Here is a 19298-nt window from a genome sequence, read left to right as displayed (position 1 = left end):
CATGGCATCGCATCCACAAGCTCCAGGCGAAAGCTCTTCCAATACCCTCGGCTCGCCGTCTGCACCAGGATGGCAAGGCATCGCCAATGATTGGGCCTCGGACAAGGAGGCTTTCAAGCAGGTCCCTTGGGGCAAGGCGATGATGTGGATATTCCTGCTCAGCGACACGTTTATATTCACCTGTTTCTTGACCGGCTACATGTCGGTTCGCATGACCATCACCACGGCCTGGCCAAACCCCAGTGAAGTGTTCGCCTTGACCATCGGCGGTCGAGAAATCCCGCTGATTCTGATCGCCATCATGACGTTTGTGCTGATCAGCAGCAGCGGCACCATGGCCATGGCCGTGAACTATGCCTATCGCCGTGATCGCGCGAAAACCACCGCCCTGATGTTGGCGACCGCTGCCTTGGGCGTGACCTTCGTCGGCATGCAGGCATTTGAATGGAGCAAGCTCATCGCAGAAGGGGTACGTCCCTGGGGGAACCCCATGGGAGCGGCGCAATTTGGCGCCAGCTTTTTCATGATTACCGGTTTTCACGGGCTGCACGTGTCCATCGGCGCCCTCTACCTCAGCATTGTGGCGAGGAAAGTATTGCGGGGAGATTATGAGCGCTCCGGAAACTATCAAAACGTCGAGATAGCCGGGCTGTACTGGCACTTCGTGGATTTGGTGTGGGTGTTTATTTTTGCGTTTTTCTATTTATGGTAAGTCCGGGACGCTGTTCATGAAGGGGAGAGCAGGATCCGCAGAGGAGCACTGATGATGGCGCATGCTCAAGGTCAGCAACATCCGATCAGCCTGTACCTGAAAATCTGGGGGCTGTTATTCGTCCTCAGTACCCTGTCGTACCTGGTCGATTACTTTCACTTCCACGGCTACCTTCGCTGGGCCCTGATCATCACTTTCATGTTGCTGAAGGCCGGTTTGATCGTCTCCATCTTCATGCACATGGCCTGGGAGCGATTGGCCATGGTCTACGCCATCCTGGTGCCACCGTTGTGTTTGCTGGTGCTTGTCGGACTGATGGCCACCGAGGCGGACTATGTGTTTCTCAGCCGGGTGATTTTCTTCGGACAATAGGAAACGCCCGGACGACCTTGAACCTCCAGGGACTGATCGGCAACCAATGCCGTTATATCGTTCGTTTGAACTGATGCCACCTGTGCAGCCAGGCGACTGTCCAGTGAGGGGCTGCCGTGCCCGTACCGGCGATCTTCAGTAGTGGATGGTGTCCGATAACCCCGTCCAGAACCGGCTCTTGATTCGGCTCGACGTCCACAAAGAAAATGTGTTTTCCCTCTTCTACCACCTGTTTGAAACTGCGGAAGTGAGCGTTTGGCACCTGAATACCAAAAAAACCGCCTTCCCAGATGCAGAAGCCGAATATAACAACGGCGAGAAAGATAAAAGGCATCCAGCCTGCGACGGATTCGGTCCAGCCCAGCCAGTAGGCGCCGCCAAGGACCAACGCGGCGAGTGGCAAACCGATCACCGCACCGATTTCGCCAGAGTGAACGACATCCTGCTCCATCAACGAGTTGATCTCGTGCAGGTGATGTTGTTCAACATCAGCCACATGTTCGCTGAGCACATGGATTTGTTCGGAGTTGATGCCGTTGGCTTCCAGTTCATTTTCAACGGCTTCAAGGTCGTCGAGATTGTCACTGATGTAATAGTGTCGATTCATGCCACACCTCCCATCCCGTGCTTGCCGTAGACCTCCTTTGTCTTGCAGCTGTTTGCCGGAATTTGCAGTCGGTATCGGTACCCGTGGGCAACGCTTGCACTTCGTTCAAGCCATGAAAAAGTATAGCACTGCATGGCGTACGGGCAGGGTGGGGGCATCTGGTCGGCTGGCCTTGCGCTGGCTCGCGGGGCTCCAGATTCCGGGCACAAAAAAACCGGTCACTTGGACCGGTTTTTTGTGTTTCTGCATCCCCCGTCAAAAAAATCAACGTGAGACAAAATTAGATTGGAGCGGGTGAAGGGAATCGAACCCTCGTTATCAGCTAGGGAAGCTGGTGCAGGTGGGCTACTGGAATTGATTAAATTTCATGAGCTCCTTCCAAATGTAACCGTAGCTGTAGCGTAGCCATGTAACTTTTAACAGGTCGAAGCTACGTCGCAGCCAACTGTTTTCTCGCGCTTTGAGTTCTTTGGCTATTTCATCTAGTAACCATTCATCCTGAAAACCAGTCCAAACAGGAGGGACGGGCGTTTCAAGGTTGCTGAAACACACAGGCGCGACCTCTGAGTACAAGATGTCTTCAACGACCTTTGGGTCATAGCCCCGGATTCGTTCTGCAATAGAGGCGTAGTCGACAGTGCTGTCTACAAAAGCCTCTGCCAGCGCGATCTGGATGCTGGCTCGTTCCGCGGGGGTCAGAATATGTCCCAATGGGCCAGCTCCTCTAGCTCTGCGTCGAACGTATCAGCCGCGACCCCGCCTGCAATGCCACCAGCAATGCTACCGATGAGAACAACGGCTATGGCGCAAGCCGGAGCTCCAGGACCACAAAGTGCGGATATGCCCAAACCCGCCAGAAATCCACCCGCCGCACCACCACCCAGGATCGTGGCTTGACGAGCCGTTTCCTTGGCCTTGTCGTCTGCGTTCAGTATTTGGTAAGTGGCCAGCACCGCTGTCATGATGATGCCAACCTTGCCCATAACAGACATGATTTTGGTGCCAGAGGTGAACTTGGCATTGGCACTTCCGGACCGCTCCAGCGCTTTGTACAGGACTTCTTTTTGTTGGGCCTTTGAAAGTTGTTCGTAATTTTTGTTGAACTGGGTTTGAGATTTTTCGTTCAGGATTTCGCTGTGTGTTTTCCCGGTTTTCTTCTTTTTTTGCACGATGGCCAGGCCCTGCGCAGAGGTCAGCTTGCGGTGTTCGAGCATGATTTTGTTGCGCATCTCATTGCTGAACTTTGTCGCGTCCTCAACGCTTATGTTGCCGGCCCGCACCTCGGCGAATATCTGCTGTGACATTCGTCGAATATTGCCCTCGTAGCTTGCGCGGACGCGTTCGTCCTTTATGGCATCGATGGAAAAACGACTGGCCGCCCCCTCCATGCCTGCAACCGCCATCTCAAGGGGGGATCGGTCGAGCGTATGTTCACTTTTTACAACATAACTTCCGGTTACCAGGTTCGGTTCCGTCACGAGAATATCCTTATCCCAAAATATCGTTCAGCAGTCCGTCGATACCTGCGGTTGTGCAGGTGTTCTCGTGTTGGGCAAATACCAAGGTATGGCATGCCTTTCCGGTGGGGTTGGAAAATTTGACCGAGTTGTTTGCGTCAAAGACGCCGGGCATGGAAGACCCATCGTCAAAGTGAGCCGTGCAAGCAAATCCTTTGTAGCTTTCTTCTGCGGAAATCTTAAAACCGATCCAGTTCCCGTGAATGACCATGGGCGTAGGCGGAGTAAAGGGGGCAGGGGTGTGGGAGCTTCCGATGATGACCGTACCCGAACCGCCGATTACGACGTCGCCATGGGTTCCGACAGTGCCGACCAATGCGGCGTTTTTGCCGTTGATAAACACTGTGCCGGACACTTCCGAGGCTAACGCACTACCGCAAGTACACGTGTCCCCTTTGCGAGCGGCTGCAAGGCCGTCGAAGAACACATCAGGAGAGCCGGAGGCGATAGCTTTGGAGCCGTGCCCAGGTATGGGGCAACTGGTTGGGTCGGTGATTCGTGCAGCTGGCTTTGCCATGCTTGACTCCCTGTCAACGAATTTAACGAGGGCGACTGTATCAGACTTGTGCTGGAAAATAGCCCGCGCGGATGTTCGCGGGGTCATGCCTGGGCATGGGATGGGAGATGATGAACCAGAGTTATATGACTAAGCCTGATCAGCTGTGGGTGGCATGCGAATAGTGGTGTGTTGGCCAGTTGCCAGCGTGCAGGAGGGGCGCAATAGGTCTAAGTCGACTAAGCACTGGTATCTGTTTTTAGTTTGTTCGTGTTCTGAAAAAACAGAAACAGATACCTTGTTGACGCGGGGTAGGCTGGAGGCCTTGAAAATAGTGGAGCGGGTGAAGGGAATCGAACCCTCGTTATCAGCTTGGGAAGCTGGAGTAATGCCATTATACGACACCCGCTCAGAGCGGCTGACTTTGTACCAGATGTGCGCATGAAAATGAAGTTTTTCTTTGCGCGTGAGGGCTTTGGCACAGGTGAAACAAGACATCGGACCGGGTGGCGGTCGTTCGCGGGCAAGCCTCGCTCCTACAGATTGGCGTTAACGCTATAGGGCGAAGCTTGCTCGCGATGACGCTGTTTCAAATGGACAATGCATGGTGGTCCTGGACGTAGTGGTAACGCGGTCGGCTTGCCTGCTGCTCAGGTTTCAGGAAACCCAGCAACGCATTGCGACTGTCTCGGCAGGCGGCTTTGTGTTCCATGTCGAGAAAGTGGCCCGTCGCATCCAGCGTCGTGAACGTGGCGTGTTGCACGTGGTTGGCGAACAATCGCGCGCCATCGGCGGCGGTGTATTCGTCCCATTCGCCGTTCATGAACAGCACCGGCACGTTGATTTTCTCCGCAGCCTTGAAGAAGCACTGGCGGTCGCTGTGCAGCAGGTCGCTGATGTGGAAGTGCATCTGCCCGTATTCATGATCGGCCAGGCTGCTGACGTGACGGTAGTTGAAGCGCTTGAACAGGGTCGGCAGGTGTTTGCCGATGGTGCTGTTCACCAGGTTGCCGACCCGGTCGCCGTCACGGCTGCCGAGGTAGTCGACGCCGCGCTCGAGGTAGTCGAGCATGTGCGCGTTGATCTCCGGGGAGAACGAGCTGATCACGGCTTTTTCGATCCGTCGCGGTTGTTGGGCGAGGGCGACCAGGGTCGCGGCGCCACCCCAGGAAAACGACAGCACGTGTTCGGCGGCGAAGTGGTCGATCAGCTCCAGGAGGATCTGCCCTTCGACTTCCTTGGTCAGCAATTTTTCATGCAGGTTGTGGGCTTTTGACTTGCCCGCGTAGGGCTGGTCGTAGCAGACCACATTGAACTGCGGGTGGAGGTTTTTCACGGTTTGTGCAAACGACGCAGTCGTGGCCATCGAGCCGTTGACCAAGATAATGGTCTTCTCTGCGGCGTCTGCGCGATAGAACTCCGTGTAAACCCGATACTGACCTTGTATATCCAGCACAGCGATTTCTGGCCTCATGTCATAAGACTCCTGGCAAGCGGGTATGCGCGCAAATGAGATTGCACGAGCTTTGTGACAGGTAGGCATATGCCTGGAATTTGAAGGCCCATGTCGATCCATTGCAGTCCGGTCGACGGGTGTTGTTATTGGCGGGCAGTCTGTCGGTCTGAGGCGGAACCTTGAGGTTCTCTAACCGACAAAAAGTTTCTTAGACGTATGTTGTGACTCGTCAGTCACATTTCGGCTGACGACCTGATTCAAGCAGGGGAGTTGGCATCGCGCAAGTGCCATTCGTAAATTGTTCGACAACTTCTGCTGAGCGGTAGGCTGCTTAGATCAATCCGATCTCTTCATCGCTCAAAGGGCGGTATTCGCCCGGTTTCAACGTGCTGTCGAGCACCAGCGGCCCCATGCGTTCGCGGTGCAGGCGCAGCACTTTGTTGTCGAAGTGGCCGAACATCCGCTTCACCTGGTGATAACGACCTTCGACGATGCTCAGCCGCGCTGACTTCGGCCCGAGCAGCGCCAGCTCGGCCGGCAGCGTGGTGAGGTCTTCGAAGGCGAAGTACAGGCCTTCGGTGAATTTCAAAGCATATTCCGGGCCGATGTCCTGCTCGGTCTCGACGTAGTAGACCTTGGGCAATTTGGTCTGCGGCTGGGTCAGGCGTCGTGACCAGCTGCCGTCGTTGGTGATCAGCATCAGGCCGGTGGTGTTGAAATCCAGGCGGCCGGCGATGTGCAGGTCTTCCTTGTCCGGCTCGTCGAACAGATCGAGCACCGTGGGGTGCTCCGGGTCGCGGGTGGCGCTGACGCAACCGGGGGGCTTGTGCAGCATGAAGTAGCGGGCGGGTTTGCCGAGTTGCAGCACTTCTTGATCGACTTCGACGCGGCTGAACTCCAGCACCTCGGTGTGAGGGTCGCTGACGATTTTTCCGTCGACCCGCACGCGCTTTTCCACCAGCAACAGGCGAACCTGCTTACGGTTGAAGCGGGGCAGGTTGCTGAGGAAACGGTCAACACGCATGACAAAACATCGGAAGGAAACGGGCCGCGCATCTTACGTGATCGGCCACAAGGATGCTTACAACTGCGCCTCGACCTGCGCGCAGCGCGGGCACAGGCAGGATTTGTCGCGCAGTTCGGGCGGCAGTGCTTCGAGCACCGCCGGGTCGATGCTGACGCCGTAGCACCAGCAGGCCCGATCGGCGGTTCGCGGGTCGGCCAGGGTGCAGTCGTTGGAGGCGCCGCAGGCCGGGCAGAATTCAGGCTTGTTCATGTAGGACTATGCATAACTGGTGTGAGGCATTTCCGCGCAGGTACGGTTACGGCCGGATTGCTTGGCCCGATACATCGCATGATCGGCGCGGGAGAGCAGGGTGTGCAAGGTGTCATCCGGTTGCAGCGTGGTCAAGCCAATGCTGACCGTCAGATGCAAGGTGTGACCGTTGTAGGCATAAAGCTGTTCTTCGACATGCTGACGAATTTTCTCGGCAATCATCAGACCGGTCTCACCGTCCGTGTCCTTGAGCAGCACGATGAATTCTTCGCCGCCCCAACGGCAAACGATGTCGGAATGGCGCAGGCAACTCTCCAGATCCCTTGCGAAGCCGATCAGCACCTGATCGCCGGCGAGGTGACCGTAGGTGTCGTTCAAGGCCTTGAAGTGGTCCAGATCCAGCAGCAGCGCAGTCAGCGGTTTCGGCTCGCGTTGGGCTTCGTGCATGGCTTGTGCGGCCAGCAGATCGAAGCCGCGACGGTTCGGCAGTTCGGTCAGGCTGTCGAGGGTCGCCTGCGCCTGGATCTTGCCCTGATAACGCTTGATCACCCGGTTGAGCAGGGCCAGCACAGTCAGGGTCACGAGCAGGCAAATCAGCAGGTTGAGGTACAGCGACTGGCGGATTTCGCTGAGGGCGCCGTCTTCGCGTTTGTCGACGAACAGGTACCAGTTCAGTTCCGGAATGAAGCGCACGTTGAGGAAATGGCCCTGGCCCTGGACGGAATATTCGTAGCTGCCGCTGTGGGGCTTGGGCAGCTGGTTGACCAGGCCTTTCATGCTTTCCAGGTCGTTGAGTTTCTGGCCGATATGCGCGCCCTGCGGGCCACCCTCGGCACCGGTAAGCACCAATCGGCCGAAGCTGTCGACGAAATACACGCTACGTTGATAGCGCTGTTGATACTTGTCGATCAGCTTGATCACCGCATCGACGGTCAGACCAACGCCTGCCGCGCCGATGAAACGGTTGTTGTAGTCGTAGACCTTGTAGTTGATGAAGAACGTCAGATTGTCCTTGTTGGCCAGGTCCGGGTCGACGTTGATCTCGTAAGGGGCAGCCATGTCACGCACACGGAAATACCAGGCATCGCGCGGCTCAGTGACCTTGACCTGTTTGAGCACGCCTTTGGCGTGGTAGTAGGTGAGCGTGCCGTTGGAGACGAAAAATGCGGTGTAGGCGCCGTAGTGGGTCATGACCTCGTTGAGGTAGCGGGTCATCTGGTCGGGGTCGTGTTCGCCGTTGACCACCCAATCACGCATGAAGGTGTCGCGGGACATCATCGAGGAAATCAGGATTGGTCTGACGAGGTCTTTCTGGATTTCCGAGTAGACCGTGTCCGAAGTCAGCGGCAGCTCGGTGTTGACGATGTTGTCGCGGATCGAGGCGCGCGAGGCGTAGTAGCTGAGAAATGACGTGGCGAGAAAACCTGCGCCCAGCAGCGCGATCAGCGTGAGGACCAGCGAACGTTGCGAATACAGCGGCGAGTGAAGCAGCATGGCGATTCCGTTGGCAGTGGCCCGTTGGGGAGCATTCTAGTGGCACTGCGGGGAAATAACTGCGGGATTTGCAGGGTGAATCGGCGAGGATCAGGTGCGGTGGCGTCTGCGCTGACGTCTTCGCGGGCAAGCCTCGCTCCTACAGGTTTACGCAATCCCCCGTAGGAGCGAGGCTTGCCCGCGAATCGAAAGATCACCTCAAATCTGTCAGGTACGCACGCCATCCGCCCAAATGACTGATGTCCACCGCCCCCTCCAGCCCATACGCCTCGCAGATAAACCCACTCTCCCAACGCCCATCCGCCAGTTGCACCTTGCCCAACCCCAGCGGCGCCGGAATCCCGGTCAAAAACGACCCCAACTCACTGCTCGGCAAGTCCCAGACCTCCACCGCAATTGCTACGCCGCCATCCTTCACCCGCACCATCCCCGGACGAAACGGCGGGCCACCGGCCAATGCATACAGTTGATAGTCCGGCGAGCTGAAGGTCGTCTCGACCAACGTCGCACCGCGCCGCTTCAACTGCCAGTTCAGCGCCAGCCCATCGAGATGCGCGCCGCACACCACCAGCCTTGCACGATCGTTGCGCGCAACCGTTGCGGGCGCAGGAGAACGACGCTGAAACGCATCCGCCACACTCAACAAATACTGATCGGTAAACGCCCGGCCAAACACCGTCACGCCCCACGGCAAACCATTGCCCATGAACCCGCTCGGCACCGCGACGGCGGCGTAGTCCAGCAGGTTCATGAAGTTGGTGTAGTAACCCAGTTCCGAATTGCGCAGCACCGGCTCAGCCTCAAGCTCTGCCAGTGTGACGGGGCGGCCGATGGTCGGCGTGACCACGCAATCGAGTCCTTCCAGCGCCTTATCGCACAGCGCTTTCAAGGCTTGCAGCCGATATTGGGCGCGGAAGGTTTGCACACCGTTCACCGCCGGCGCCTTGGCCAGCACCGCACGAATCACCGGCAACACCGCTTGAGGATTTTGCTCCATCAACTCGCCGGCGACGCTGTAGCGCTCCGCCACCCACGGGCCTTCATACAGCAGGCGCGCCGCTTCAAGGAAAGGCGACAAATCCAGTTCCACTGCTTCACCGCCCAACGCCTTGAGCCGGTCGATGGCATCGCCGAACATCAGCGGACCTTCAGGGCAACCGAAGAATTCCAGGTCTTGCGCACGCGGTACGCCGAAGCGGAAGGGGCGCGGTGTGCCGAACGCCGAGCCGTCATTCCACAGCGGATTACGGCGGCTGTATTCGTCCCGTGGATCGAGATGCGCGGTGAGCGCCAGCAACTGACTGGCTTCCCGAGCCGTCGCGGTGAAGGTCGTGACGCAATCGAGCGTACGACACGCCGGCACCACGCCCGCCGTGGAGATCAACCCTTTGGTGGCTTTCATCCCCACCAGATTGTTTAACCCCGCCGGCACTCGCCCCGAGCCCGCCGTGTCCGTGCCCAACGAAAAACTCGCCACGCCCAGCGCCACCGCCAGCGAAGAACCGGCGCTGGAACCGCCCGACGGATACTCCGGCAACACGCTGTTCGGGCATGCGCCATACGGCGAGCGGCTGCCGTTGAGGCCGGTGGCGAACTGGTCGAGGTTGGTCTTGCCCAGCGGAATCGCGCCCAGCGCCAGCAATTGCTCGACGATGGTCGCCGACTGCTGCGGCACATAGGCAAATGCCGGGCACGCTGCCGTGGTCGGAATGCCCGCCAGATCGATGTTGTCCTTGATCGCGAATGGCACGCCGTACAGCGGCAGGCTGTCGATATCGCGGCCGTCGAGCGCGGCGAGGTACGGCTCCAGTTCTTCAATGCTGAGCAAATGAATGAACAGGTGATAGTCCGGGTTCAGGGCGGCGGCTTTATCGCGCAGGTTCAGCAGCAGTTGTCGCGGTGTGATGCTGCCGTCGCGATAAACGTTGCGCAGTGCGTCGAGTTGCAGATTGATGGTCATGAAGTGAGTCCTTTGCAAAATGGGTTCAGTCGAGTTCCAGCACCACGACGCGCTGTCCGGCGCGCACGGCCGAACCCGGTTGCACGCGGATTTCGCGCACCACGCCGGCCATCGGTGCCAGCAGCGGGATTTCCATCTTCATCGACTCCAGAATCACCAGCACATCACCGGCGGCAACGCGGCTACCGGTCTCCACCTGGACCTGCCAGAGGTTGCCGGCGATGTGGCTGTCGACGCTCATTTCGCCACTGGCCAATGGTGCGTCTTCGGTCGTTTCCGGGGCCGCTTCCTCACTGTCGAAGTGGGCCTGGCCGCTGGCGATCCAGCGCTCGCGCTCGGCGTTGAACGCGCCTTTCTGTTGATCCCGAAAAGCTGCAATGCTCGAGGACTCTTTGGTCAGGAACGCCTGGTAATCCGCGAGGTTCAACTGGCTGTGTTCGATGTTCAAATCGAAGCGCCCGAGGGGAAAATCCCGACGGATGCGCAGCAGTTCATCGGCGCTCACCGGGTAGAAGCGGATCTGGTCGAAGAAGCGCAGCAACCACGGTTTGCCATCGAACGCGGCGACTTCGCGGTAGCGGTTCCACATCTGCAACGTGCGACCGACGAACTGATAACCGCCGGGGCCTTCCATGCCGTACACGCACATGTACGCGCCACCGATGCCCACCGAGTTTTCCGCAGTCCAGGTGCGGGCCGGGTTGTATTTGGTGGTCACCAGACGATGGCGCGGGTCGAGCGGGGTGGCGACCGGCGCGCCGAGGTAGACGTCGCCCAGCCCCATCACCAGATAGCTGGCGTCAAACACCGTGCGCTGCACTTCGTCGAGGTTCGGCAGGTCGTTGATGCGGCGGATGAACTCCAGATTGCTCGGGCACCACGGCGCGTCCTTGCGCACGGTGGTCATGTATTTCTCGATCGCCAATTGGCAAGCCGGATCGTCCCAGGACAGCGGCAGATGCACGATGCGCGACGGCACTTGCAGATCCTTGGCGGCGCACACCGCGTCCCATTCACCGGCGACGATACCGAGCAGATCGGCCAGCGGCAGTTGCTCGGGTTGGTAGTGCACTTGCAGCGAACGGATGCCGGGTGTGAGGTCGATCACGCCGTGCAGGTGTTTGCTTTCCAGGGCTTGCATGAGGGCGTGGGCGCGGAAGCGCAGGACCAGGTCCAGTTCCGGTGCGCCGATCTCAAGTAGCAGGTGCGTATCCCCCGACAGTCGCGCAACCAACCGCGTATCGTCCTGACCCAAATCCAAAACCACAGGCGACTGTAGGAGCCGGCTTGCCGGCGATGAGGCCCTAACAGGCACCGCATTAACTTCATCGCCGGCAAGCCGGCTCCTACAAGTGTTCCATTTCAGGGCGAGGGTGCGGGAGGTTTTGAGATCGACTGGCGAGAACTGCACTTTGTCCCCGGCCTTGAGCTGGCCGAGTTGCCAAAGATCCGCCTCGATCACCGTCACCGGGCACACAAACCCGCCGAGGCTCGGGCCGTCGGGCCCCAGAATCACCGGCATGTCCCCGGTGAAATCCACGGCGCCTATCGCATACGGATTGTCGTGGATATTCGACGGGTGCAGCCCCGCCTCACCACCGTCCGCACGGACCCATTCCGGCTTCGGCCCGATCAGGCGCACGCCGGTGCGGCTGGAGTTGAAATGCACTTCCCACTGAGTTTCGAAAAACGTGCCGATGTAGTTTTCGGTGAAATATTCCGGTGCGCCATGCGGGCCGTAGATCACCCGGATCTGCCGCACGGCAGGCAACTCAGCGATTGCAGGCAGTTGCTCACCGACGCTGTGATCGGTCAACGCCGGCACATGCAACACATCGCCGGCCCGTAATGCGCGACCACCATGGCCGCCAAACTGTCCAAGGGTGAAGGTGCTTTTGCTGCCCAGATAGTCGGGCACCTGCAATCCGCCGCGCGCACACAGATAGCTGCGGGCGCCTGCGCCGGCAATCGTGCCAAGACTCAACGTAGTGCCTGCCGGAACCAGCAGCGCCGTGTTCATCGCCACGGTTTCGCCGTTCAACGTCAGCGGAATCACTGCTCCGGTGACCGCCACCACCGCGTCGCAATTGAAACGCAGCAACGGCCCGCTCATGGTGATTTCCAGCGCGGCGGCGCCTTCTTCGTTACCCAGCAAAAGGTTGCCCAATCGCAATGCACGACTGTCCATCGGCCCTGACGGCGGCACGCCCACGGCCCAATAACCGAGTCGCCCCGGATAGTCTTGAACGCTGGTCTGCGTACCGGCGCTGAGCACTTCAAAAGTGTTGGCCTGATACACCAGACTTTCGAGGCAACGGGTCCACGGTTGGCCGCTGGTGAACGGCGCGTCGAGCAAAATCTGCCGCAGGTAATCGCAGTTGGTTTCCACGCCGTAGAGCTGGCTGTCGCCCAGTGCTTGATGCAAATCCGCACGCGCTTGTTCGCGGGTCGGCGCCCAGCAGATGACCTTGGCGATCATCGGGTCGAAGTACGGCGGTATCTCGCAACCGGCCTCGACCCAGGTGTCGATCCGCAGCTGTTTGCCGTCGGTGACAGGGAAATTTACAGCGGTCAGTAAACCTGGGCTCGGCTGAAAATCGCGCCCCGGATCTTCTGCATAAAGCCGCGCCTGAATCGCATGGCCCTCGGCTTTCAAACCTTGGCTCAACACGCTCAACGGCGGCAAATCACCCGCCGCCAGTTCCACCATCCAGCGCACCAGATCCACGCCCCACACCTGTTCGGTGACGCCGTGCTCCACCTGCAAACGGGTGTTCACTTCCAGAAAGTAGAAGCGCTGGTCTGCGCTGTCGAACACAAATTCCACGGTGCCGGCGCTGCGGTAGTTCACCGCTTTTGCCAGTTTGATCGCCGCCGCGCACAGCTCATCGGCCATGCCGTCGGGCAGGTTTGGCGCCGGGGTTTCTTCGAGGACTTTCTGGTTGCGCCGTTGTACTGAACAGTCGCGCACGCCGAGGGCGATCACTTCACCGCGACCGTCGCCGAACACTTGAACTTCCAGGTGTCGGGCGCGTTGGATGTACTTCTCGATGAACACGCCGGCATCGCTGAAATTGTTTTGGCCGAGGCGTTTTACGGCTTCGAAGGATTCGCTCAACTCGCCAGCACTGCGACACACGCGCATGCCGATGCCACCACCACCGGCAGTGCTTTTGAGCATTACCGGATAGCCGACCTGATCGCCGGCGATCAATGCCGCGTCGAGGCTGTCGAGCAACTCGGTGCCTTCGAGCATCGGCACGCCGTGTTGCTTGGCCAGGGCGCGCGCGGTGTGTTTGAGGCCGAACACGCGCAGCTGTTCTGGCGTCGGGCCAATGAACGCGATATCGGCCGCTTCGCAGGCTTCGGCGAACGCGGCGTTTTCCGAGAGGAAACCGTAGCCGGGATGGATCGCCGTGGCGCCAGTGGCTTTGGCGATGGCGAGGATTTTATCGACCGCCAGATAGGTACCGGCGGCCGCGCCTTCACCGAGGCTGTGGGCTTCATCGGCATGCAGGATGTGCAGGCTCGCGGCATCGGCTTCGGAGTAAACGGCGACGCCTTTGACGTGCAGTTCACGCAAGGTGCGCAGGACGCGGCAGGCAATGGCGCCACGGTTGGCAATCAGGACTTTTTCGAACATGGCATAACCCCTGGAGGGGATGCGGGCCGTCCCGCAGTTTTTCGTTGGGCGCCGGGGTCGTCCCCGGCGGAAAATCACAAGTCTTCAGAACACCGCTGAACCCTGTGGGAGCGAGCCTGCTCGCGATGGTCGTGAACGATTACGCGTAAAACCAGATGCCCCGCGGTGCACTTGGGTTTTTCGCGAGCAGGCTCGCTCCCACAGGGGGTTAGTGGTGTTCCTGAGGTTTGAGGCACTGCCCGGAACGGGCCTGGCACAGGGCAAACAACCAGCGACGCAGACGGTTCAATTTCAGTTCCATACCAGCAGCTCCGCAGGCGTAGGGTTGTAGGCATTGCACGGGTTATTCAGTTGCGGACAATTGGAAATCAGCACGATCACATCCATCTCCGCCCGCAAATCCACGTACTTGCCCGGCGCCGAAATACCGTCCTCAAAGGTCAGCCCGCCATCCGCCGTGACCGGTACGTTCATGAAGAAGTTGATGTTCGGCCCGATGTCGCCCTTGCCCAGTCGCCCGTCGTGGACGCAGGCGCGCAGGTAGTTGTCGCGGCAGCTGTGCATGTAGCGTTTTTCCAGGGCGTAACGCACGGTGTTGCTCTCTTGTGCGCAGGCACCGCCGAGGGTGTCGTGGCGTCCGCAGGTGTCGGCGACGATGGTCAGCATCGGTTTGCCGAGGTTGGAATAGAGCACGCTGCCGGTGCTCAGGTAGACGCTGTTCTGCCGGCGCAAGGTGCGTTGCACGTCGTAGCGTTCTTTCGGGTTGGCGACGCTGTAGAACAACGTATCAACCGCCTGATTGCCTTCCAGGTCGAGGATGCGCAGGGTCTGGCCGGCCTTGACCTCCATCAGCCACGGTTCGCCGGCGGGAATGGTGGCGCGGTAGACCGCTGTTTCTGGATGCTTTTGAGCGGTAGCGATTGCGAGTGACATGGCAGCGATCCTCAGGCGAACAGGCGGTCGGTGTTGATGAAGCCGCGCTCGTTTTCCGGGCGCGAGGTGCGGCAGTGTTCGGCGACACTGGCGTCGGCGTTCATCCAGCTCAGCTTCAACGGTTTTGGTGCGTATTCCGGCGACGGATCCATCGGATGTTGCAGGGCGGTGAGCACCACCAGCGTGTCCATCGGCGCGTACAACTCGATGTAGTCGCCGGCCCTGGAGTTGCCTTCGACGAAGTGGAAACGCCCGGCTTCGTCGACGTTCACGCGGCTGAACAGGTTGAGGGTCATCAGCAAGTCCGACAGGCCCAAACCCCATTTGCCGAGTTCCACCAAAAGGTTGTCGGTGCCGTTGCGGAAGAAGCCGTTGCGCAGTTCCTGATAGCGGCCCGCGCCGTACTTTTCCGCGACTTCTTCAGCGCACAGCACACCGCCGAGGCTGTCGCTCCAGCCGCAGGTGTCGGCGGTGATCGCCGCCAGCACGCGGCCCATGTCCGAGTACAAACAATGGCCCGTGGTGAGCTTGGCGGTGTGTTGGCATTTGAGGCTGTCGGGCAGGTTCAGGCGTTCGGTTTTTTCATTGGCATTGAGCAACGTCAGGCTGACGTTGGCGCCGCCGCGCAGGTCGGTCAGGCGCAGCAATTGGCCGCGTTTCAATACGAAGGAGCGATGGCCGCCGCCGGGGAGCATTTCCTCGGCGAAGGGCGGGAACAGTTGAGTCGAATCAGTCATGTGCAAAATCCTCTTAAGCGGTGCGAAGCGCGCCTGCCAGTGTTTCCGGCAAGGCATCGACGGCGGCGCGCGTGGCGCGGCGGTCGCTGTTCAAAGGGATGTCGTAAGTGATGCGCGCGCCATAGGCGCCGGGGGCGTGCGGGTCGACGCGAACCTTGTCGAATACGAGCAATCGCGTGCCGAGGCTGAAACCTTCGGACAGGTCGTGGGTGACCATGAACACCGTCAGTTGCGTCTCGCGCCACAGCTGCAGCAGCAAGGCGTGCATGTCTTTGCGGATGCCCGGATCGAGCGCGCCGAACGGTTCGTCGAGCAGCAACACGCGGGGTTTCATGATCAGCGCCTGGGCGATGGCCAACCGTTGCTGCATGCCGCCGGAGAGCTGCGCCGGGTACTTGTCCAGCGAGTGGCCGAGGCCAACCTTTTGCAGCAGCACCGAGGCCTGTTCGCGGGCGTCTTTTTTGGCGCTGCCGAACAGGCGCCCAAGCAGCGGTGAGCGCGGCAGTTCGAGGCCGAGGGCGACGTTGTCCAGCACCGTCAGGTGCGGGAATACCGAGTAGCGCTGGAACACCACGCCACGGCTCGAATCCGGTTCGCCGGCCAGCAGTTGACCGTCCAGCAGAATCTCGCCGCGACTGGCGCGTTCCTGGCCGAGCAACAGGCGCAGGAAGGTCGATTTGCCGCAGCCCGACGCGCCGACCAAGGTGCAGAACTCACCCTCGTTGACGTTCAGGTTCAAGCCTTCGAGCACCACCTGATCGGCGTATTGCTGCCAGACGTTTTTTACCGTGATGAAGCTCATGCGCGGGCTCCTTCATACCAAGGGAACGCACGTTGAGTCAGGCGCTTGAGGCCCCAATCCATCAGCCAGGCGAGCAGGGTGATCCACACCACGTACGGCAGGATCACGTCCATCGCCAGGTAACGGCGCACCAGGAAAATCCGGTAGCCGAGGCCGTCGGTGGAGGCGATGGCTTCGGCGGCGATCAGGAACAACCACGCCGAACCCAGCATCAGCCGCAACGAGATCATCAGGCGCGGCAGCAATTGCGGGAGCACCACGCGCAGCATCAGCGTCCAGGTCGAGGCACCGAGGGTCTGGGCCTTGATCAGCAACTCGACCGGTATTTCCCGGGCGCGCTGCTCCAGATCCCGCGCCAGGCACGGGGTGATGCCGATCACGATCAGCATCACTTTCGATAACTCCCCCAGTCCAAAGACGATGAACAGAATCGGCAGGATCGCCAGCGGCGGCACCATCGACAGCACCGTCAGCAACGGCGACAACGGCGCGCCGAACAGCGGCAACGTTCCGGCGGCGATGCCGAGGCACAGCCCGGCCAACGCGCTGATGCCCAGACCAATGGCAAGGCGCCGCAGGCTGGACGCGGTGTCTTGCCACAGCACGTATTCGCCGGTGCGGCTGTCGGCGGTGAACGCCAGGCGCTTTACCGCGTCGGTCATTTGCACGGCGCTCGGCAACAGCTTGTCGTTAGGGTTGTCCAGCAGCCGTTCGGCCGAGCCCATGAAGTAGGCGAACAGCACCAGGGCGAACGGCAGGATCACCAACAACAGGCGACTCGGGCGATCCGGGTGGCGATTGATCAGGCGCATGGCCAGGTCCTCTTGTTACAGCTTGGCGTCGGCAGCCATCTGCACGTAACTCGGATCGAAGCGCAGCTTGAGGTTGCTCTTGTCGCCGCTGGTCACACCGTTGGCGAAGGCCATGCCGACCGCGCTGGTGTCCTTGGCGCCTTCACCGAGCAAGCCGTGCTGGAAGGAAAACTCCGCGACCTTGCGCATGGTTTCCGGCAGTTGCTTGCTGGTAGAGAACGCCAGGGCTTCTTGCGGCGTGGCGAACAGTTTGGTGGTGTCGAGTTGCGCCTGGAAACCTGCGAGGTCAGTGCCCGAGGCCTTGGCCATGTGTTCGAGCGCAGCCTTGCTGGCGGCGTTTTTCGCGTTCATCAACTCGACCACTTCGAACCAGGCGCCGGTCAGTGCCTTGCCCAGGGCCGGGTTGTCTTTGAGGGTGGCGCTGTTGACCACCATCATGTCCATGATCTCGCCGGGGATCTGGCTGGAATTGAACACTTCGGTCACGCCCGGCTTGGCCTTGATGTCCGAGAGCATCGGGTTCCAGGTGGTGACGGCATTGACCTGCTCCGTGTTGAAAGCGGCGGAGATGTCGGCGTCGGAGGTGTTGACCACTTTCAGGTCTTTCTCGGTGAGGTCCACCGAATCCAGGGCCCGGGCCAGCAGGTAATGGGACACCGACAGCTCGACCAGATTGACGTCCATGCCCTTGAGGTCGGCGACTTTCTTGCCGTCGCCCTTGAGCACGATGCCGTCATTGCCGTTGGAAAAATCACTGACGATCAGCGCAGTGCTGTCGACGCCGCCGGCGGCCGGAATGGTCAGCGCGTCCATGTTGGTCATGGTGCAGCCGTCGAACTGGCCGGCGGTGTATTGGTTGATGGATTCGACGTAGTCGTTGAGCTGCACCACATCAATCTTGATGCCGTACTTCTTCGCCCATTTGTCGACGATGCCTTGGCTGCCGGCGTATTCCCAGGGCATCCAGCCGGCGTAAATGGTCCAGCAGACGCTGAAGTGGTCTTTTGGCGCGGCCTGGGACGAGACGCTCACGATGGCTGCGAAGGCAGCGGCGAGGAGGGCGGGTAAACGAAGTCGGGACATGGTGGTTCTCCAGTTGATCAAGGGCGGGCAGGAGTCAACGCGGCACCGCGAACGGTGGCTTGTCTCCCGGGCTTTTGTCCCGCCGTGTAACCTCAACTGGAGGTCGCCAACTCTCGGACCAGCCACTCGCCTTAGCGAGCCGGAACCCTAGTCAGCCATTGCAAATTGTGGTGCCGCGAACCTGTGATGACTCCTGCACGGGTTTGCTAAAGCGAGAGCCGTGCCAAGTCGCTCGAAGCGCTCTGGGCCGGGGGATTGCCATTTTTCGGGAGGGCGCAAGGGCCGTTCGCTGCTTTGTGATGGTGCGCCCGTGCACTGAGATGCAGCGTGGCTGGCCGCTGATCCGAAGGTCAGGCGTCGCCCGGCACTCGCCAACGCATTGCCAGTCAAAACAGGTGTCAGCCGGCTGTATCGGCTGTGGTCTTTCAGGAGGCCGCCATGTTTCGTCGACTGTTACTGGGCGTTGTGCTCGGTGTCGGGTTGTCCGGCTGCTACTACTACGCCGGCACCTACGACGTGTATTCCACGCCTTATTACTATCCCGGCTATGCGCCGTATTCCTACTATTACGGCCCGCGTTATTACTATGGTCCGCGCTTTTACGGTGGTTATCGCTACTACTATTGGGGCGGGCATCACCCTCGTTATTACGGCGGTGGATACCATGGGCGGCACCATTAATCAGCGGGTGAATAGATGAAAAACCTTTCATCGGCTAGATGTTTCAACTTGTTTCAAGAGCGCACCGGATGTCGAAAACGATGTCTGATCTTTCGACAGTCAGCGAATAATTGACTGTCGCTCGCCAGCGTCGCTGGTGTGGCTCACTCGCGGTCCAGGAGGCCGCCATGCTCTGTCGAAAACAGCTCCGCCCAATTCTTCTGATGGCTGTATTGGGATTGTCACTTGGCGCGTGCGTGCCTTATGCCGATGGAGGAGGCAGCTACTACAGTTCCGAGGTTTACACGTCCCCCGCGCCGTACTACTCAGATAGCGGGGGTTACTACTCCAGTGGCGGTTACTACACCTCGCCGCGCCGGTATTACTCACCGCCGGCCCGCTATTACCAGCCAACGCCGCGGTACTACTACCAGCCGCGGGTGTATCAACCGGCACCGCGTTATTACCAGCCTTCGCCACGAAGCGATTACCGGGCGCATCAGGGGCGCGGTTGGGACGGCAATGGCCGGGGCGGCTGGGATGGCCGTAACCGTGGCAATTGGAACAATGATTACCGTGGTGGCGGACGCAATCACGGTGGACGAGGTGACCACTACGGTCGCGGCGATCACTCTGGCCGAGGCAGCCACCGATAACATGAGTTGAATGCAATACCTGTGGGAGCGAGCCTGCTCGCGATGGCGGATTGTCAGTCACATCATTGATGAATGACAAACC

Annotated in this window: 19 protein-coding genes, 1 tRNA gene and 1 riboswitch; of the genes, 4 read left to right on the top strand and 16 right to left on the bottom strand. The window is 59.7% G+C overall.

Features of this window, described 5'->3' with window-relative positions; genetic code table 11:
- The first annotated feature begins 1 nt into the window (after position 1).
- Positions 2-712: a heme-copper oxidase subunit III family protein gene (locus tag KGB25_RS23790; RefSeq protein ID WP_192419442.1), complete on the top strand. Its 711-nt coding sequence runs from the start codon at positions 2-4 to the stop codon at positions 710-712.
- A gap of 54 nt (positions 713-766) precedes the next feature.
- Positions 767-1084 (top strand): cytochrome C oxidase subunit IV family protein, encoded by a 318-nt coding sequence (locus KGB25_RS23785; RefSeq protein ID WP_007988247.1) that lies wholly within the window; start codon positions 767-769, stop codon positions 1082-1084.
- 52 nt (positions 1085-1136) lie between these two features.
- On the opposite strand, the gene KGB25_RS23780 is transcribed toward KGB25_RS23785, so the two are convergent.
- From KGB25_RS23780 to KGB25_RS23705, 16 genes are all read right to left on the bottom strand, one after another.
- Entirely contained in the window at positions 1137-1691 is a 555-nt protein-coding gene (locus KGB25_RS23780; protein WP_008036193.1) for a hypothetical protein, read from the bottom strand.
- A gap of 345 nt (positions 1692-2036) precedes the next feature.
- On the bottom strand, positions 2037-2402 hold the full coding sequence (locus tag KGB25_RS23775; RefSeq protein WP_008036195.1) for a hypothetical protein: 366 nt from the start codon (positions 2400-2402) through the stop codon (positions 2037-2039).
- Complete coding sequence (locus tag KGB25_RS23770) at positions 2387-3169, bottom strand: hypothetical protein (RefSeq protein WP_008036197.1); 783 nt, start codon at positions 3167-3169, stop codon at positions 2387-2389. The genes KGB25_RS23775 and KGB25_RS23770 overlap by 16 nt, the downstream gene beginning before the upstream one ends.
- Positions 3170-3179: 10 nt before the next feature.
- On the bottom strand, positions 3180-3725 hold the full coding sequence (locus tag KGB25_RS23765) for a PAAR domain-containing protein (protein ID WP_207286108.1): 546 nt from the start codon (positions 3723-3725) through the stop codon (positions 3180-3182).
- A 314-nt stretch (positions 3726-4039) separates the two neighbouring features.
- Positions 4040-4113 (bottom strand) — tRNA-Gly (locus KGB25_RS23760).
- Between the two features lie 180 nt (positions 4114-4293).
- The gene (locus tag KGB25_RS23755) at positions 4294-5178 is read right to left on the bottom strand and encodes an alpha/beta fold hydrolase (protein WP_192419443.1); all 885 of its coding nucleotides are present in this window, start codon (positions 5176-5178) and stop codon (positions 4294-4296) included.
- A gap of 313 nt (positions 5179-5491) precedes the next feature.
- Positions 5492-6184: a pseudouridine synthase gene (locus KGB25_RS23750; RefSeq protein ID WP_223436957.1), complete on the bottom strand. Its 693-nt coding sequence runs from the start codon at positions 6182-6184 to the stop codon at positions 5492-5494.
- 57 nt (positions 6185-6241) lie between these two features.
- Positions 6242-6436, bottom strand: coding sequence for a cysteine-rich CWC family protein (locus KGB25_RS23745; RefSeq protein WP_008025763.1), 195 nt, complete (start codon positions 6434-6436; stop codon positions 6242-6244).
- A 6-nt stretch (positions 6437-6442) separates the two neighbouring features.
- Positions 6443-7930, bottom strand: a complete 1488-nt coding sequence (locus tag KGB25_RS23740; protein WP_008036200.1) for a sensor domain-containing diguanylate cyclase — start codon at positions 7928-7930, stop codon at positions 6443-6445.
- A gap of 193 nt (positions 7931-8123) precedes the next feature.
- A complete protein-coding gene (gene atzF / locus KGB25_RS23735; RefSeq protein ID WP_223436955.1) occupies positions 8124-9890 on the bottom strand; it encodes an allophanate hydrolase in 1767 nt (588 codons plus the stop codon).
- A 25-nt stretch (positions 9891-9915) separates the two neighbouring features.
- Positions 9916-13533 (bottom strand): urea carboxylase, encoded by a 3618-nt coding sequence (uca, locus tag KGB25_RS23730; protein ID WP_223436952.1) that lies wholly within the window; start codon positions 13531-13533, stop codon positions 9916-9918.
- 291 nt (positions 13534-13824) lie between these two features.
- Entirely contained in the window at positions 13825-14466 is a 642-nt protein-coding gene (locus KGB25_RS23725) for an urea amidolyase associated protein UAAP2 (RefSeq protein ID WP_017336948.1), read from the bottom strand.
- 11 nt (positions 14467-14477) lie between these two features.
- Entirely contained in the window at positions 14478-15203 is a 726-nt protein-coding gene (locus KGB25_RS23720) for an urea amidolyase associated protein UAAP1 (RefSeq protein WP_008025773.1), read from the bottom strand.
- A 13-nt stretch (positions 15204-15216) separates the two neighbouring features.
- Entirely contained in the window at positions 15217-16005 is a 789-nt protein-coding gene (locus KGB25_RS23715; protein ID WP_223436949.1) for an ABC transporter ATP-binding protein, read from the bottom strand.
- Positions 16002-16817 (bottom strand): ABC transporter permease, encoded by an 816-nt coding sequence (locus tag KGB25_RS23710; RefSeq protein ID WP_223436947.1) that lies wholly within the window; start codon positions 16815-16817, stop codon positions 16002-16004. The genes KGB25_RS23715 and KGB25_RS23710 overlap by 4 nt, the downstream gene beginning before the upstream one ends.
- A 15-nt stretch (positions 16818-16832) precedes the next feature.
- Complete coding sequence (locus tag KGB25_RS23705) at positions 16833-17900, bottom strand: putative urea ABC transporter substrate-binding protein (protein WP_008025779.1); 1068 nt, start codon at positions 17898-17900, stop codon at positions 16833-16835.
- A gap of 61 nt (positions 17901-17961) precedes the next feature.
- Positions 17962-18062, bottom strand: a riboswitch (guanidine-I (ykkC/yxkD leader).
- Between the two features lie 276 nt (positions 18063-18338).
- Between KGB25_RS23705 and KGB25_RS23700 the strand changes: the two genes are divergently transcribed.
- Both KGB25_RS23700 and KGB25_RS23695 read left to right on the top strand, forming a co-directional pair.
- Positions 18339-18581, top strand: coding sequence for a hypothetical protein (locus KGB25_RS23700; RefSeq protein ID WP_008025780.1), 243 nt, complete (start codon positions 18339-18341; stop codon positions 18579-18581).
- A gap of 167 nt (positions 18582-18748) precedes the next feature.
- Positions 18749-19216, top strand: coding sequence for a hypothetical protein (locus KGB25_RS23695; RefSeq protein ID WP_223436945.1), 468 nt, complete (start codon positions 18749-18751; stop codon positions 19214-19216).
- The last annotated feature ends 82 nt before the right edge of the window (positions 19217-19298 follow it).

The organism is Pseudomonas sp. BF-RE-21, assembly GCF_019947305.1.
Lineage (GTDB): Bacteria > Pseudomonadota > Gammaproteobacteria > Pseudomonadales > Pseudomonadaceae > Aquipseudomonas > Aquipseudomonas migulae.
The sequence above is the reverse complement of the archived record's forward strand: the minus strand, read 5'-3'. Positions and strand labels throughout refer to the sequence as shown.